This is a genomic window from Stenotrophomonas sp. CASM106, from assembly GCF_049384825.1.
In the GTDB taxonomy this organism is placed as follows: domain Bacteria; phylum Pseudomonadota; class Gammaproteobacteria; order Xanthomonadales; family Xanthomonadaceae; genus Stenotrophomonas; species Stenotrophomonas muris.
Genome location: NZ_JBMRFS010000001.1, coordinates 51930 through 66513, shown reverse-complemented (window position 1 = coordinate 66513; position 14584 = coordinate 51930). Strand labels below are relative to the sequence as shown.

Sequence of the window (14584 nt, the reverse complement as noted above, 5' to 3'; positions counted from 1 at the left end):
TCGCAGCACCGCCTGTACGCGCGCTGCCGTCAGGCGCTGCTGCTGGCCGCCAGCAGGCACAGGCTGCGCGGCGGCAGCGTCCAGGCGCCTTCCTCATCCGGCTCCAACGGCGTTTCGTCGGTCTGCAGCAGTACGCGCCGGAACGACAAGGCTTCATCCGACACACTGAACCGCTGCGGCTGGTCTCCGGCGTTCAACAGCAGGGCCAGGCTGACATGCCGCCCGGGCTCGCGCAGGCCGCTGTCCGGGCTGCGGCCGTCCAGCACGATCAGCAGCGCACGCAGCCCTGCGTCATGCCAGTCCGCTTCCTCCATGCTGCGGCCATCAGGATGCCGCCAGTCGATATCGCGCAGGCCCAGCGCTTCATCGTATTCGCCGCGCAGGAACCGGTTCCTGCGCAGCAGGCCATAGCGTCGGCGCAGCGACAGCGCCCGGCGTACGAACGCCACCTGCGCCTGTGCAGCCGGCGATGCCGCACGCTCCCAGTCGATCCAGCTCAGCGGGTTGTCCTGGCAGTAGGCATTGTTGTTGCCCTGCTGCGAATGGCCGAACTCATCGCCGGCCAGCAGCATCGGCGTGCCCTGCGCGAACAGCAGCGTGGCCAGCAGGTTGCGCATCTGCCGCGCACGCAACGAGAGGATCGCCGCATCATCGGTGTCGCCCTCCACACCGTGGTTGCTGGAGAGGTTGTGCGAGTGGCCATCGCGGTTGTCTTCGCCGTTGGCCTCGTTGTGGCGATCGTTGTAGCTCACCAGATCGTGCAGGGTGAACCCATCGTGCGCCGTCACCAGGTTGATGCTGGCCGAGGGCCGCCTGCCATGATGTTCGAACAGGTCGGCCGAGCCGGTGAAGCGCGTGGCGAATTCCGGCAACTGGCCGCCATCGCCGCGCCAGAGCGCGCGCACCGTATCGCGGAAGCGGTCGTTCCATTCCGCCCAGCCCGGCGGGAACTGGCCCAGTTGATAGCCGCCCGGGCCGATGTCCCATGGCTCGGCAATCAGCTTCACCTGGCTCAGGATCGGGTCCTGGCGTACCGCATCAAGGAAACTGCCCGAGGCATCGAAGCCATGCCGCTCGCGGCCAAGGATGGTGGCCAGGTCGAAACGGAACCCATCCACCCGCATCTCGGTCACCCAGTAGCGCAGCGAGTCCATCACCATGCGCAGCGCGCCGGCATTGGTCAGGTCGAACGTGTTGCCGGTGCCGGTATCGTTGATGTAATAGCGGCGATCATCGGCCAGGCGGTAGTAGCTGGCATTGTCGATGCCCTTGAAGGACAGCGTGGGGCCCAGCTCATTGCCTTCGGCGGTGTGGTTGTAGACCACGTCCAGGATCACTTCGATGCCGGCACTGTGCAGCCGCGCGACCATCTGCTTGAACTCGGCCACGGTGCCCAGCGAGAGGTAGCGTGGCTGCGGCGCGAAGAAGCCGATGGTGTTGTACCCCCAGTAGTTGCGCAGCCCGCGTTCGAGCAGCTGCTGGTCATCCACGTAGGCATGCACCGGCAGCAGCTCGATGGCGGTCACCCCCAGATGGCTGAGGTGGTCGACCACCGCGTCGTGGCGCAGGGCAGAGAAAGTGCCGCGCTCGGCCTGCGGAACATCGGGGTGCTGCATGGTCAGTCCGCGCACGTGCGCTTCGTAGATCACGGTCCGGTCCCAGGGCGTTGCGGGTGCACGTTCGACACCCCAGCTGAAGGCCGGATCGATCACCGCGCAGCGTGGCATGTAGCTGGCGCTGTCGCGGCGGTCGAAACTGAGATCGCCATCGCGGTGGCCCAGGGTGTAGCCGAACAGGTGCGGCGCCCACTTCAGCTCGCCGACGATCTGCTTGGCGTAGGGGTCCAGCAACAGTTTGTTGGGATTGAAGCGATGCCCCTCCTCCGGCGCATACGGGCCGTGCACCCGATAGCCATAACGTTGCCCGGGCCGCACGTCCGGCAGGTAGCCGTGCCAGATCTCGTTGGTGTACTCAGGCAGGACGATGCGCTCGACTTCACGGTTGCGCGCATCGAACAGGCACAGCTCCACCCGGGTGGCATGCCGCGAGTACAGCGCAAAGTTCACGCCCAGCCCGTCCCACGTCGCGCCCAGCGGGAACGGCCGGCCTTCGCGCACGCGCGAGGTCTGCGTCCACTTACGGCTGGCCATCGGTGCCCTCCTCGCCGCGCGCCGCGGCAATCTCGGCCTCCACCAGGCGCTCGGCCATGTGCCAGTGCCGCTGCTGCTGGTCGTCCGGGCGCCCCTCCGCTTCCCAGATCTGGTGGGCCAGTGCCTCAATCCGCTGCCGTCGTTCCCTGCTGTCCATCCCTACCTGTCTCCTCGTTGATCCATATCGCCAGCGGGCTGCCAGCCAGAAGCCTGCCCACGTCCGCGGTTGCGTTGAAATGTTCGATGCGCCCGTCCAGGAGGTTGCGCATGGGGCCTGTCGGCACACCGTGCAGTGCTACGCCGGTGCCGACGTCGTGCGCGGCGTGCAGGCTGGGCCCAGGCACGGCGGCGGGCGAACCCCGGCGCACGATCACCAGCAGCACCTGCGCCTGATGCCTGCGCGTGAACGCCAGCCACGGCGAGCGCGCAGGCGCGGACAGCGGCTGCAACTGGCCATGCAGGAACAGGTGCGGGTGCCTGCGGCGGCACTCCAGCAATTGCCGCAGCAGGAATGCCTTGATGCCACCGTCCCGCCAGTCTTCCAGCAGCGCGGGCCACCCGCGCGTATCGCGCAGCCACGCCTGCCGCGTTGGATAGTCCACGGCACGCCGGTTGTCCGGGTCCACCAGGCTCAGGTCCCAGCCTTCGCCGCCCTGGTAGAGGTCGGGCACGCCGGGCAGGCAGTGCTGCAGGCACAGCTGCGCCAGGCCGTTGCAGGCGCCGGCCGGCGCGATGCGCGCCACGAACGTCGCCAGCGCCTCGCGCACCGGCTGCAAGGGCGCTGCGTCCAGCAGCGCGTGCAGCCACTGCGCGGCGGCCTCCTCCACGGCCACATCCGGGTCTGACCAGCTGCTGACCCGCTTGCCCTCGCGCAATGCCTTGGTCAGCCATTGCACCATCCTCGAGGCGAAGTCGGCGCCAGGGGCACCGTGCATCGGCCATGCGGCCACGAGCGCCTGCCACAGTGCGTAGGCCTCGGCACCCGGCAACGGCATCGGCGCGCCGGCGCGGGTCGACATCCGGTTCCAGCGCCGCACAGCGTCCCGCCATTCGAACGTGCAGGTACTGAGAACCGCCAGCCGTGCCCGGCTGTCGGCGCCGCGCTTGTGATCGTGGGTCGCAAGCGCAAGCAACGCCCTGGGATGGCGACGCAGGCGCGCGGCGGCGTGTTCCAGCAGCGCGCGCCCCTCCATGCCCAGCCGCTGCGGATCACTGCCGACGTCGTTGCGCGAGAGCAGCCTGAAATAGCGATAGAACCCGGTGTCTTCCACCGACTTGGCATTCAACGGCGCGGCCAGTTGACCGAAACGCGCACGCAGCACGCGCTCGGCCTGCGCCTCGCCGGCAAGCGCTGCCAGCAACAGGTCCAGCGCCGCGCGTGCGGCACCGTCCAGTGCCTGGCACGCTGCGGCGGAAGCGTCCGCCAGCGCCTTTCGTTCACCCGCCCCCTGCAGCGAATAGGGCCGGTAGGTGCGGTAATGCCCCAGCACGGAAGCCAATGCGCGGGCCAGCGCAGCCACTCCGATATCGGCTTCGGCCAGCCGCGGCTGCAGGACCTGCTGCGCGCTGCGCAGCAGCCGCTGGAAGTCGGCATGAAGGCCCTGGCGCAGCAACATGGCGCGGGCGTCCTGCTGGATCCGGTCGAAGCTGCGCGGGTCACCACCCAGCGCCTGCCACGTGCGCGAGAGCGCGGGTGCAGCCGCCGGATCGTGCAACCAGGCACCGGCCTGGTCCATGAAGTCATAGCCGGTGGTGCCGTCGCAGGCCCAGCCGTCGGGCAGCTGCTCGCCCTCGGCCAGTATCTTCTCCACATGCAGGCTGACGGTCTGCGGCTCACGACCGCCGGCCGCGCAGGCGGCGTCGAGCGATTCACGCAGGCGCTGCAGGTACGCGCCCGGGCAGGACAGGCCATCCACGTGGTCGATGCGCAGGCCGTCCACCCATCCCTCGCGTACCAGCCGCAGCGGCAGCGCATGCACTGCCTCGAACACATCCTCGCGCTCCACCCGCAGCGCGGCCAGTTCGTTGATATCGAAAAAGCGCCGGTAGTTCACCTGATCGCCGGCCGTGCGCCACCAGGCCAGACGGTAGTGCTGCCGCTGCAGCAGCGTGTGCAACCGTTCAACGCTGCGGTTGCAGCGTTCGGCCCACGCCGGCCACTGCGCGGGTTCCAGCGGATGGCTGCGCGGCGACAACGGCAATGCCAGGCCATGGTGGCGCAGCACGGGCCGCGCGTTGTCCACCACCACGCGCACCACGCCGTCGCGTACCGCGTCGTGCAACGGCCGGTCCAGTACCGGCAGCCAGAGCCGGCCCTCGCAGCCCGGCGCCTCCCACTCGATGTCAAACCAAGCTGCGTGCGGGCTTCGAGGCCCGTGCATCAGCACATCGCTCCACCACTGGCTGTGCGGGGACGCCGCCAGATGGTTGGGCACGATGTCCAGGATCAGGCCCATGCCGTGCGCGCGCGTCACTTCCGCCAGCTGCAGGAAGCCCGCTTCACCGCCCAGTTCCGGATTGATGCGAGCCGGGTCGACGCCATCGTAGCCATGCGTCGACCCGGGCACCGCCGCAGCGATCGGTGACAGGTAAAGGTGGCTGACGCCCAGCGCGGCGTAGTACGGCACCTGCGCGGCAGCCGCTCCGAGGTCGAAGCCTGCGTGCAGCTGCAGGCGCGCGGTGGCACGCAACCCCGTCATTGCCAGGTCCTGCGGCGCGTGGCACTCAGGCGCGCCACGCGCGCATCGGCCGCGTCAGCATCCCACGTCGGCGGCAGGCGGCGGCGCCAGTTGGGATGGCCGCCGACGGTGCCTGGCAGGTTCACCTGTGCGCGACCGCCCAGCGCGTCTTCCAGCGGCAGCAACGCCAGCCGGGACGCCGAGTGGGCGACCAGTGACAGCGCCCTGGCGTCCAGCGGCGCGCCCTCGCCGCCGGCCACCGCAGAAAGTGCCTGCGCGTCGCTGGCGCGCGCGCGCAGTGCCGCTGGCAGATCCGCCAGCTCACCCAGGCGTGCACGCCAGCGCAGGTCACGCCCGCGCAGCCAGCCGGCCAGCGGTGGCAGGTCATGGGTGGAGGGCATCGCCACTGCATCGCGGCGCCACTGCGGCGCCGGCAGGAAGCGCGCGCCGTTTCGGGCAAACGGCAGCACCTCGATGCCCAGAATGCCCCGGGCTGCCAGCCGCTGGCGCATGCCCGGCGGAACCACGCCCAGGTCTTCGCCGATCAGCACGCAGCGATGCCGCCAGGACTCCAGCACCAGCAGGTTGATCAGATCATCGAACGGATAGCGCAGGTACACGCCCTGCCCAGCGCCCGCGCCACGGGGCAACACCCACAGCCGCAGCAGGCCCAGAATGTGATCGATGCGCAGGCCTCCGCGGCCGGCCATCACGGCGCGCAGCACGCGAAGGTAGGGGGCGAAGCCCTCGCGCAGCAACGCCATCGGTGACCAGCTGGTGATGCCCCAGGCCTGGCCGAGCGGATTGAACGCGTCCGGCGGCGCCCCCAGCTCAAGTCCCTGCAGCAGATCAGCCCCCCCGGTGCGTGCCTCCACGCCCTGCGGCGCGCAGCCCACGGCCAGGTCGGCAATCAACCCGATCGAAGCGCCCTCGTCGCGCAGCGTGGCGTGTACCTGCGCCCAGCCCTGCTGTGCCAACCACTGCGCAAACGCATGGTCGTCCGCGCTGCCGGTGAACCGGTCGGCGGCATGCTGGCAATAGTGCCGCAGCGGATCGCCCTGCATGGCACGCCAGGTTTCGATCTGCGCGTGCTGCGACGGTGCCTGCGCTGCAACCCATTGGCGAACCTGCCGTATCCAGCGCCACTTCACTGCCGCCGAGTGCGGCCAGTCGATGCGACGTGCGGCAGTCCCCGCTTCCACCGCCGCCGCCAGCGCCTCGTCCCCGCCCAGCACGCTGTTGGCGGCATCGGGCAATACCTGCGGCAGGGAGACCTGCAGCGGGTCGAGCCAGCGCCGGTCGCTGGGCGAATAGGGGCTGTAGCCTGGGCCCGGTGGCATGCCCGCGTGCAGCGGGCTCAACGCCAGTGCGTCGCCGCCGTGCCGGTGCAGCAGCTCGCTCCATCGTGCACAGCCGGCACTGTCACCGATGCCGGCATCACCGGGCGCGCGCAGGCTGTAGACCTGCGCCGACAGGCCCCAGCCGCGCAGCGTGCCCCGCGGCCACCAGGCACGCTGTGGCGCCACCGCAACCGCCTGTTGCTGGTCGCCCCGGCGCCACTGCCAGTAACCCGGCTGGTCCGGCACGCGCCAGCGGCCCTGCGCATCGGCACGGGCGGGCAACGCTGCGCCCTGCTCATCCACCCAGCACGCTGCGCCGGCTGCCTCCGGCATCACCAGCAGCTGTCCGCAGCAGGCCGTGCGCAGGCCAGCGTGCTCGGGCACCGCCTCGCACTGCAGCCCCTCCAGCACGGCGCGCAGCACGTCCGGCGCGACCTCGCGCGCGGCACCGGCCACGTCGGTCCAGCGGACCAGCAGGCCCGCACGGCGGGCCGTCTCCCGCACCGCTGCATCCGTATTCATGCGGCGACCCAGCAGGCCAGCACGCCGCCGCCTGCCGGCAGCATCCCGGCAGCGTCCGGCCCCACGACGCACTCGCCGGCCGGCACCGCATGCGCCACCGGCACAGGGCCCACGTTGATCGCGATCCACCATTGGCCCGATGGCAACTGCCAGCCCGCCTGCACCGCGCCTTGGCCCAGCACGCGCGCGCCCAGCGACCGCGCCTGCAGCAGGCCCGGCTGCAGATAGCGCCTGCGCAGGCCGAGGAACTCACCCGTGCAGCGCAGCCAGTGCTGCGACCAGGGATCATCGCCGGGCGGCGGCGTGTACGACGCCTGCAGGGTCGCCGCATCGTTCGGGTCCGGAATACGCGCGCGCGCGGCGGCGTCGGCAAAGGCGCTGAAACCAGCGAACTCACGGCGACGCCCTTCACGCACCGCCTCGTCCAGCGGCGGCGCGTAGTCGGTGAAGAACAGGAAGGGCGATTGCACCTGCCACGGCTCGCCCATGAACAGCAGCGGGATCATCGGCGTCAGCAGGGTCAGGGCCAGCGCCGCGCGCAGCGGCGCAGGATCGGTCAGCATCGACAGGCGCTCGCCGAAAGCGCGGTTGCCCACCTGGTCATGGTTCTGCGCGAATACCACAAAACGCGCGGGCGACAGGTCGGCGCTGGGTTCGCCGCGGGGATCGCCGCGCAGGTCCGGTTCGCCCTGCCAGGCGAATCCCTCGGCCAGGCAGCGCGCCAGCAGTGCTTCGGCGCGACCGGCATAGCCCGCGTAATAGCCCTCCTGCTCGCCGGTCAGCATCACGTGCAGCGCATTGTGAAAGTCATCGTTCCACTGTCCCTGGTAGGCGCCGCGCAGCCACCGCGCCTGGTTGCGTTCGTTCTCCAGCACCAGGTGCGCGTGCGGGGCCACCGCACGTACCTCATCGGCCAGCTGCTGCAGGAAATGGTCATCGTCAATGGCGTGCACCGCGTCCAGGCGCAGGCCATCGAAGCCGTAGTCGCGCAACCACATCAGCGCGTTGTCGATGAAAAAGCGCCGCACCCAGGGCTGGCGGAAGTCGATGGCCTCGCCCCACGGCGTGCTGCGGTCGTCACGGAAGAACCCGCGCGCGTAGTCGCGCAGGTGGTTGCCCTGGGGTCCGAAGTGGTTGTAGACCACATCCAGCAGCACCGACAGCCCTGCATCGTGCGCCGCTTCGATGAAGGCCCTCAGCGCTGCCGGCCCGCCATAGGCATGGGCCGGCGCATACGGGAACACGCCGTCGTAGCCCCAGTTGCGCTGGCCGGGATACTGCGCGACCGGCATCAGTTCAATGGCGGTGATGCCCAGCGCGGCCAGCATCGGCAGTTGCGCGGTCAACGCCGCGAAGCCGCCCCCGGCCTCGATATGCACCTCATAGATCACCAGGTCCTGCCAGGCATGCCCCTGCCAGGCAGGCCGCGCTGCCTCCGTATCCAGCACCACCGCGCTGTCGCCGTCGATGCCGTCCGGCTGCCAGCGCGAGGCCGGGTCGGGCACGTCCTGGCCAGAAGGCAGGCGGAACCGGTAGCGGTCGCCATGCGATGCCGGTATTCGCAGCCAGTGGCAGCCGTCCGGGTCGCGCTGCATCGGCCGCTGGGTGCCTTGCAGGCACAGCGCCATCGTTCTTGCGTCCGGTGCCCACACGCGGAACTCCACCCCGTCACCGGCCACCGGCCAAGCGCCCAGGCGCGGGGCCACTGTGGTCATGCATCAACCTGCAGGTAGAGCGTGGACAGCGGCGGCAGCGTGAGCCGCAGCGACTGCGCGTGGCCGTGCATCGGCCTCGGCTCGGTATGCACTGCGCCGAGGTTTCCCGCATTGCCGCCACCGTAATACGCGCTGTCGGTGTTGAGCCGTTCGCTCCAGCGCCCCGGTTGCGGCACCCCGACCCGGTAGCCGTCGCGACGCAGCGGGGTGAAGTTGCTCACCACCAGCAGGGTGCGGCCGCTGCCGGCAGGATCCCGGCGGATGAAGGCGTAGACGCTGTTGCGACTGTCGTCCGCCACGCTCCAGTCGAAGCCGCGTTCGTCGCGTTCGTCGCGATGCAACGCAGGTTCGGCGCGGAGCACGTTATTGAGGTCGCCCACCAGGCGCGACAGGCCCTGGCCCTCGTTGCTGGCCGCCCGTGCCCAGTCCAGTGCCGCATCGTGCGACCACTCATGGCCTTGGCCGAACTCGCCGCCCATGAACAGCAGTTTGCTGCCCGGGTGCGCCCACATGAAGCCGTAATACGCGCGCAGCTGGGCCAGCCGCTGTGCCGGCTCGCCCGCCATCTTGGCCAGCAGCGCGCCCTTGCCATGCACCACCTCGTCGTGGGACAGCGGCAGCACGAACCGTTCGGAGAAGGCGTAGACCAGGCCGAAGCTGATCTGGCTGTGGTGATGCGAACGATGGACCGGATCGCGCCCCAGGTACTGCAGGGTGTCGTGCATCCAGCCCATGTTCCACTTGTGGGTGAAGCCAAGCCCGCCCTCCTCCACCGGCGCGGTCACCCCCGGCCACGCGGTGGATTCCTCGGCGATCACCAGCACGTCCGGGAAGCGCTCCCGCAGCGTCTGGTTCATCCGCCGCAGGAAAGCGACCGCCTGCAGGTTCTCGCGCCCGCCCTGCTCGTTGGGTACCCACTCCCCCTCGGCACGGCTGTAATCCCGGTACAGCATCGACGCTACGGCGTCCACGCGCAGACCGTCGACATGGAAGCGCTCCACCCACTCCAACGCACTGCCGATCAGGTAGGCGGCCACTTCGTTGCGGCCGTAGTTGTAGATCAGCGTGTCCCAGTCGGCGTGCACCCCTTCGCGCGGGTCGGCATGCTCGTACAGCGCGGTGCCATCGAACCCGGCCAGGCCATGCGCATCGTTGGGGAAGTGCGCGCTCACCCAGTCCACGATCACTCCCACGCCGGCCTGGTGACAGCGGTCCACGAAGCGTGCGAAGGCCTGTGGCGTGCCATGGCGTGCCGTCGGCGCGTAGATCCCCAGCGGCTGATAGCCCCAGGAACCGCCGAAGGGATGCTCGCTCACCGGCAACAGCTCGATATGGGTGAAGCCAAGACCGGCCACGTACGGAATCAAACGGTCGGCCAGGGCATCCCAGTCCAGCGGCGCACCATCGTCGCTGCGCTGCCAGGAACCCGCATGCACTTCGTAGATCGACAGCGGCGCGCAGGTTCCGGCCAGGCGGCGGGCCGCCAACCAAGCATCATCGTGCCACTCGATTTGCCCAGCCGAAGGCACCCGCGATGCGGTCGCCGGTGGCAGCTCGGCCCAGCGCGCCATCGGATCGAACTTGTCGGGCATCACCCGGCCGTCGGCGCCGACGATGCGGAATTTGTAGCGGGCACCGGCCTGCACGCCCGGCAGGAACAGCTCCCACACGCCGGCGGTGTGACGCAGCCGCATCGGATGGCGTCGGCCGTCCCACCCGTTGAAATCGCCAACCACGGCGACCCGCTGGGCATTGGGCGCCCACACCGCGAAGCGCACGCCCGCAATGCCCTGCACCTGCATCGGCACCGCACCCAGCTGCCGCGCCGCATCGGCATCACCGGCATGGAACCGCTGCAGCAGGGCTTCGTCCAACAGTGGACCGAACGCATAGGCATCGTGCACCTGCTCCACGCCCTGTTCGAAATGCAGGGCAAGCAGCGGTATCGCCGCGTCACCGGCCGCGCCCTCGAACAGGCCGGGCAACGGGCCAGGGGACAGGTTCCAGCGCCGCCCATCGTCTGCAATCACCTCGACGCGCTGCGCATGCGGCACCAGCACGCGCAGCTGGCGTCCGCCTTCTGGCTGGCGATGCGGGCCCAGCCAGGCGAATGCATCGGCCGGGCGCGCGTGGACGAGGTCCTGCAGCGCCGGGGCGATACGCTGATCCAATCCCGTCTCCGTGATCGCTTCATCCTCCAGGGCGGCCAGATGCAGGCTGTCGTGGCTCATGCGGCCACCTGGCAGGTCTGCTGGTACAGGGCCAGGTACGCGCGACCGGCCGCATCCCAGCCACCCGGCCGCAGCATGGCGGCGCGGCGCATGGCCTGCAGCAGGCCGGGCAGGCGGAAGGTGCGCATCGCCCGTTCCACGCAGCGGCGCAGGCCATCGGCATTGGCGCCGTGGAACAGGAATCCGGTCACGCCATCCTCGACGGTATCCACCAGCCCGCCGGTCGCGTGTGCGATGGGCAGGCAGCCGAAGCGCTGCGCGTACATCTGGCTCAGCCCGCAGGGTTCGAAGCGTGAAGGCATCAGCAGGAAGTCGGCGCCGGCAAACATCTGGCGGGCCAGCGCCTCTTCGAAGCCGATGAATGCGCCCACCCGTCCGGGGTAGCGCCGGGCCAGCGCCTGCACCTGCGCTTCCACCTGCGGCTCGCCGCCGCCGATGATGACCAGCTGGCCGCCGGCCGCCACGATCTGCGGTGCCACGTCGCAGGTGATGTCCAGGCCTTTCTGGTGCACCAGGCGGGAGACCACCGCGAACAGCGGGCCGGTCGACGGCGCCAGCCCGAACGCCTTGCGCACCGCATGCGCGTTGGTGGCGCGCCCGGTCCATTCGCCGATGCCGAAATGGGCCTTGAGGTGGATGTCGCGGCGTGGATCCCAGCTGGCGTCGATGCCGTTGACGATGCCACTCAGGTGTCCGCCGGCCGCCCGGCGCGCCAACAGGTCATGCAGCCCGCAGCCGTCATCCGGGGCGGTGATCTGCTGCGCGTAGCGCAGGCTGACCGTGTTCAGCCGCGTGGCATTGGTGATGCCGCCCTGCAGGAACGACATCTGCCCGTGGAAGTGCAGTTCATCCAGGTGTTCGGCCGGCACGCCCAGCACCGGCGCAAGCGCGTAGGGGAACAGCCCCTGGTAGGCCAGGTTGTGGATGGTCAGCAGGGTCGGCACGGCTGTCCGGTCCCAACGTACGTAGGCGGCAGCCATGGCCACCGGCCAGTCATTCAGGTGCAGCAGCTGCGGCGCCCAGTCCAGCCCGGCGCGCCCGGCCGCAATCTCCGCAGCCGCATGCGAAAGCGTGGCGAAGCGGACCGCGTTGTCTTTCCACTCCTGTCCCTGCCCATCCACGTAGGGCGAGCCCTCGCGCTCGTACAGCCCAGGCGACAGCAGCACGTAGATAGGAAGGCCGTCGGCCTGCACCGCCATGCCGATCGTGCACGCGGGCAACCCGGCTCGGGCGCTGACCTGCCCCACCGGTCGCAGCTGTGGCAGGCGCTGCAGAACCTCCGGGTAGCCGGGCAGCAGCACGCGCGAATCACATGCACCGCGCACCGCACGCGGCAACGCCGCGGCCACATCGCCCAGTCCGCCGGCCTTGATGAAGTCGGCCATCTCGGTGGCGACGAACAGCACGCGCTGCACCAGTTCTGGCAGATCCAACGGTTGCGAGTGGCCGCGGCGAGTGCCGATCGGCACGGGCGTGAGCGGAGAGATCGCAACGGGTGAAGCGGACTGGGCGGCGCGGGCCATGGGGATGATCTCGGATGCTTCAGGCAGACAGACGCCAGCGGCGCCCGGACGGGCGCTGGTGCTGGGAAGGAAGTCGACGCAGGACGTGGGGGACGTCAGCGAGAGGCTCAGGACGACAATAGCCCTCCATGCGATCAATCAACCGTGAAGCCATGGCGATTTCTTTGTGACAAGGCGTCATGAGCTCAGTACACATGACAGGCGCCCGCCTCCTGCCCGTGTCTCTCATGTAGAGCCGAGCCCGCGCCCGGCTGCCGGCAATCCCGTTTGCCGCGTGAGCCGAGCATGGGCTCGGCTCTACAGAGATTCTTCCTGCGACACCCGGTCGCAGGCCATCGAGCGACGCGCTTGACCAATGTCAAACCGCCCGCCGCCGCGCGGGCGTATTTCTATGCAGGACCCGAACACGCCGGCACTGCCGGCATCCACAAGGACCCTGCGATGAGCTACACCCCCGACAACGCCCAGCTGCTGAACGCCATGCAGAACGTCATGGTGATCTCCACCACCGACCTGCAGGGCAACATCACCTACGCCAATGACCTGTTCTGCACGCTCACCGGCTTCGCCCGCGAGGAACTGATCGGCCAGCCGCACAGCATCGTGCGCCACCCGGACGTGCCCAAGGCCGTCTACAAGGACATGTGGGACACCATCAAGGCCGGCAAGACCTGGACCGGCATCGTGCCCAACCTTGGCAAAGGCGGCGTGCTCTACGTGGTCGACACCACCGTGCAGCCGCTGTTCGACGCCGACGGCAACATCACCTCGTACATCAGCATCCGCCGCGTGGTGAACGACCTGATGCAGAACTACGACCTGGTCGAGTTCAGCAAGGAAAAGTTCGACGACTTCTACGAGGCCGCGTGAACGCTCTCCCGACCAGTACGCCCTTCAGCCGCCTGCTGGTGGGTTTCGCGTCCGAGTCGGGCAACGCCCGCGCCCTGGCCCAGCGCCTGGGCGCGGGCCTGCAGCTGCACGGGCCGCAGGTACTCCCGTTCAACGACATCGACGTGGCCAGTCTCGGCCAAGGCGATGTGCTGCTGGCAATCTCCAGTTCGTTCGGCGATGGCGAACCGCCGGCCAATGGCGAGCAGTTCTTCGAAACACTGCGCCAGACCCCGACGCTGCGCGGCCTGCGCTATGCGGTGTTCGGCCTTGGTGACACCGGCTACCCCAGTTTCTGCGGCTTCACCAAGGCGCTGGATGTTGCACTGAGCGAGCGCCAGGCCCAGCCGCTGCTGCAGCGGGTGGACGCCGACCTGGGCTACGAGCAGTTCTTCCAGCAATGGCAGCCGGTGCTGGGCCAGGTGCTGGAGGGTGACCTCAGCGCTGGCCAGCACCTGCACCTGCAGGTCACCGCCTATGGCGAAGACAATGCCTTTGCCGCGCGCATCCTCGAACGCCGCCGCTTGAACAGCAGCGACCCGGCCGCGTGGCACCTGCAACTGGACATTGCCGGCAGTGGCATGGCCTATCGCGCGGGCGACACCCTGCACGTAGTGCCCGAGAACGACCCTGCCCTGCTGCAGGCATTGGCCACCTGGTACGGCGACACCACCGCCGTGGCCGCCCTGCATGACCGCGAGCTGCGCCTGCTGAGCAAGGGCGTGCTGCGCGAACTGGCCCGGCTGGGCGGTAGTGAGGCACTGAAGGGCCTGCTGAAGGTCAGCCAGAAGCGCGAGCTGGACGCCTACCTGCACGGCCTGGACCTGCTGGACGTGCTGCAGGACCACGCCACGCCGGACAGCGTGCCGCTTGCCCGGCTGCGCGAACTGCTGTCACCGCGGCTGCCGCGTGCCTATTCGATCGCCTCGCACCCGTGCGACGACCAGCTGAGCCTGTGCGTGCGCGAAGTGCGCTACACCCTGCGCGGCCGCGAACGCTTCGGCACTGCCACCGGCAGCCTCCTGCATGGCGGCGACCATGCCCGTGTGTACTGCCGCTCCAACCCCGGCTTCCACCTGCCCGATACCGGCGAGGCACCGCTGCTGCTGGTCGGTACCGGTACCGGCATCGCACCCTTGATGGGCCTGCTGCAGGAACTGCAGGCCAACGCCTGCGAACGCGAAGTGCACCTGGTGTTTGGCGAGAAGCACCGCCAGCACGACTACCTGTACCGTGACCAGCTGCTGGACTGGCGTACGCGTGGCGTGCTGGCCGGCCTGCATACCGCGTTCTCGCGCGATGGCGCCGAAAAGATCTATGTGCAGCATGTGCTGCAGCAGCGCGGCGATGAAGTGCGCGATGTGCTGGCCCGCGGTGGGCATCTGTACCTGTGCGGCAACAAGCGCCATCTGGAGGGCGCGGTGCGCGAGGCCATCGATGCCATCGGCGGCGAGGGACGCTGGGACGCGCTGCGCAATGAAGGCCGCACGCACTGTGAGCTGTACTGATCCATGACCACCGGACCGCACGGACCTTG

General features: G+C 69.3%; 9 protein-coding genes. 2 read left to right on the top strand and 7 right to left on the bottom strand.

What is annotated here, in order from left to right; genetic code table 11:
- Positions 1-29 precede the first annotated feature (29 nt).
- Genes glgX through glgA form a run of 7 tightly spaced genes read right to left on the bottom strand, consistent with a single transcriptional unit; the run spans position 30 to position 12159 of the window.
- Positions 30-2150: a glycogen debranching protein GlgX gene (gene glgX / locus VG556_RS00305; RefSeq protein ID WP_100450175.1), complete on the bottom strand. Its 2121-nt coding sequence runs from the start codon at positions 2148-2150 to the stop codon at positions 30-32.
- Positions 2137-2307, bottom strand: a complete 171-nt coding sequence (locus VG556_RS00300) for a DUF2934 domain-containing protein (RefSeq protein ID WP_014647380.1) — start codon at positions 2305-2307, stop codon at positions 2137-2139. Before VG556_RS00300 ends, glgX begins: the two co-directional genes overlap by 14 nt.
- Positions 2276-4849, bottom strand: a complete 2574-nt coding sequence (gene treY, locus VG556_RS00295) for a malto-oligosyltrehalose synthase (RefSeq protein ID WP_100450176.1) — start codon at positions 4847-4849, stop codon at positions 2276-2278. Before treY ends, VG556_RS00300 begins: the two co-directional genes overlap by 32 nt.
- On the bottom strand, positions 4846-6690 hold the full coding sequence (locus tag VG556_RS00290) for a 4-alpha-glucanotransferase (RefSeq protein WP_111144217.1): 1845 nt from the start codon (positions 6688-6690) through the stop codon (positions 4846-4848). Before VG556_RS00290 ends, treY begins: the two co-directional genes overlap by 4 nt.
- Positions 6687-8405, bottom strand: coding sequence for a malto-oligosyltrehalose trehalohydrolase (gene treZ, locus VG556_RS00285; RefSeq protein ID WP_100450178.1), 1719 nt, complete (start codon positions 8403-8405; stop codon positions 6687-6689). Before treZ ends, VG556_RS00290 begins: the two co-directional genes overlap by 4 nt.
- Positions 8402-10636: a 1,4-alpha-glucan branching enzyme gene (locus VG556_RS00280; RefSeq protein WP_100450179.1), complete on the bottom strand. Its 2235-nt coding sequence runs from the start codon at positions 10634-10636 to the stop codon at positions 8402-8404. The genes treZ and VG556_RS00280 overlap by 4 nt, the downstream gene beginning before the upstream one ends.
- Positions 10633-12159 (bottom strand): glycogen synthase GlgA, encoded by a 1527-nt coding sequence (glgA, locus tag VG556_RS00275; protein WP_080354467.1) that lies wholly within the window; start codon positions 12157-12159, stop codon positions 10633-10635. The genes VG556_RS00280 and glgA overlap by 4 nt, the downstream gene beginning before the upstream one ends.
- 441 nt (positions 12160-12600) lie before the next feature.
- Between glgA and VG556_RS00270 the strand changes: the two genes are divergently transcribed.
- Both VG556_RS00270 and VG556_RS00265 read left to right on the top strand, forming a co-directional pair.
- A complete protein-coding gene (locus tag VG556_RS00270) occupies positions 12601-13029 on the top strand; it encodes a PAS domain-containing protein (RefSeq protein ID WP_005409905.1) in 429 nt (142 codons plus the stop codon).
- On the top strand, positions 13026-14555 hold the full coding sequence (locus VG556_RS00265; RefSeq protein WP_100450180.1) for a diflavin oxidoreductase: 1530 nt from the start codon (positions 13026-13028) through the stop codon (positions 14553-14555). Before VG556_RS00270 ends, VG556_RS00265 begins: the two co-directional genes overlap by 4 nt.
- The last annotated feature ends 29 nt before the right edge of the window (positions 14556-14584 follow it).

Coding starts and splice junctions, on each gene's coding strand:
- VG556_RS00270 (WP_005409905.1), top strand. CDS start 12,601: ATGAGCTACACCCCCGACAACGCCCAGCTGCTGAACGCCATGCAGAAC.
- treY (WP_100450176.1), bottom strand. CDS start 4,849: ATGACGGGGTTGCGTGCCACCGCGCGCCTGCAGCTGCACGCAGGCTTC.
- treZ (WP_100450178.1), bottom strand. CDS start 8,405: ATGACCACAGTGGCCCCGCGCCTGGGCGCTTGGCCGGTGGCCGGTGAC.
- glgX (WP_100450175.1), bottom strand. CDS start 2,150: ATGGCCAGCCGTAAGTGGACGCAGACCTCGCGCGTGCGCGAAGGCCGG.
- VG556_RS00280 (WP_100450179.1), bottom strand. CDS start 10,636: ATGAGCCACGACAGCCTGCATCTGGCCGCCCTGGAGGATGAAGCGATC.
- glgA (WP_080354467.1), bottom strand. CDS start 12,159: ATGGCCCGCGCCGCCCAGTCCGCTTCACCCGTTGCGATCTCTCCGCTC.
- VG556_RS00300 (WP_014647380.1), bottom strand. CDS start 2,307: ATGGACAGCAGGGAACGACGGCAGCGGATTGAGGCACTGGCCCACCAG.
- VG556_RS00290 (WP_111144217.1), bottom strand. CDS start 6,690: ATGAATACGGATGCAGCGGTGCGGGAGACGGCCCGCCGTGCGGGCCTG.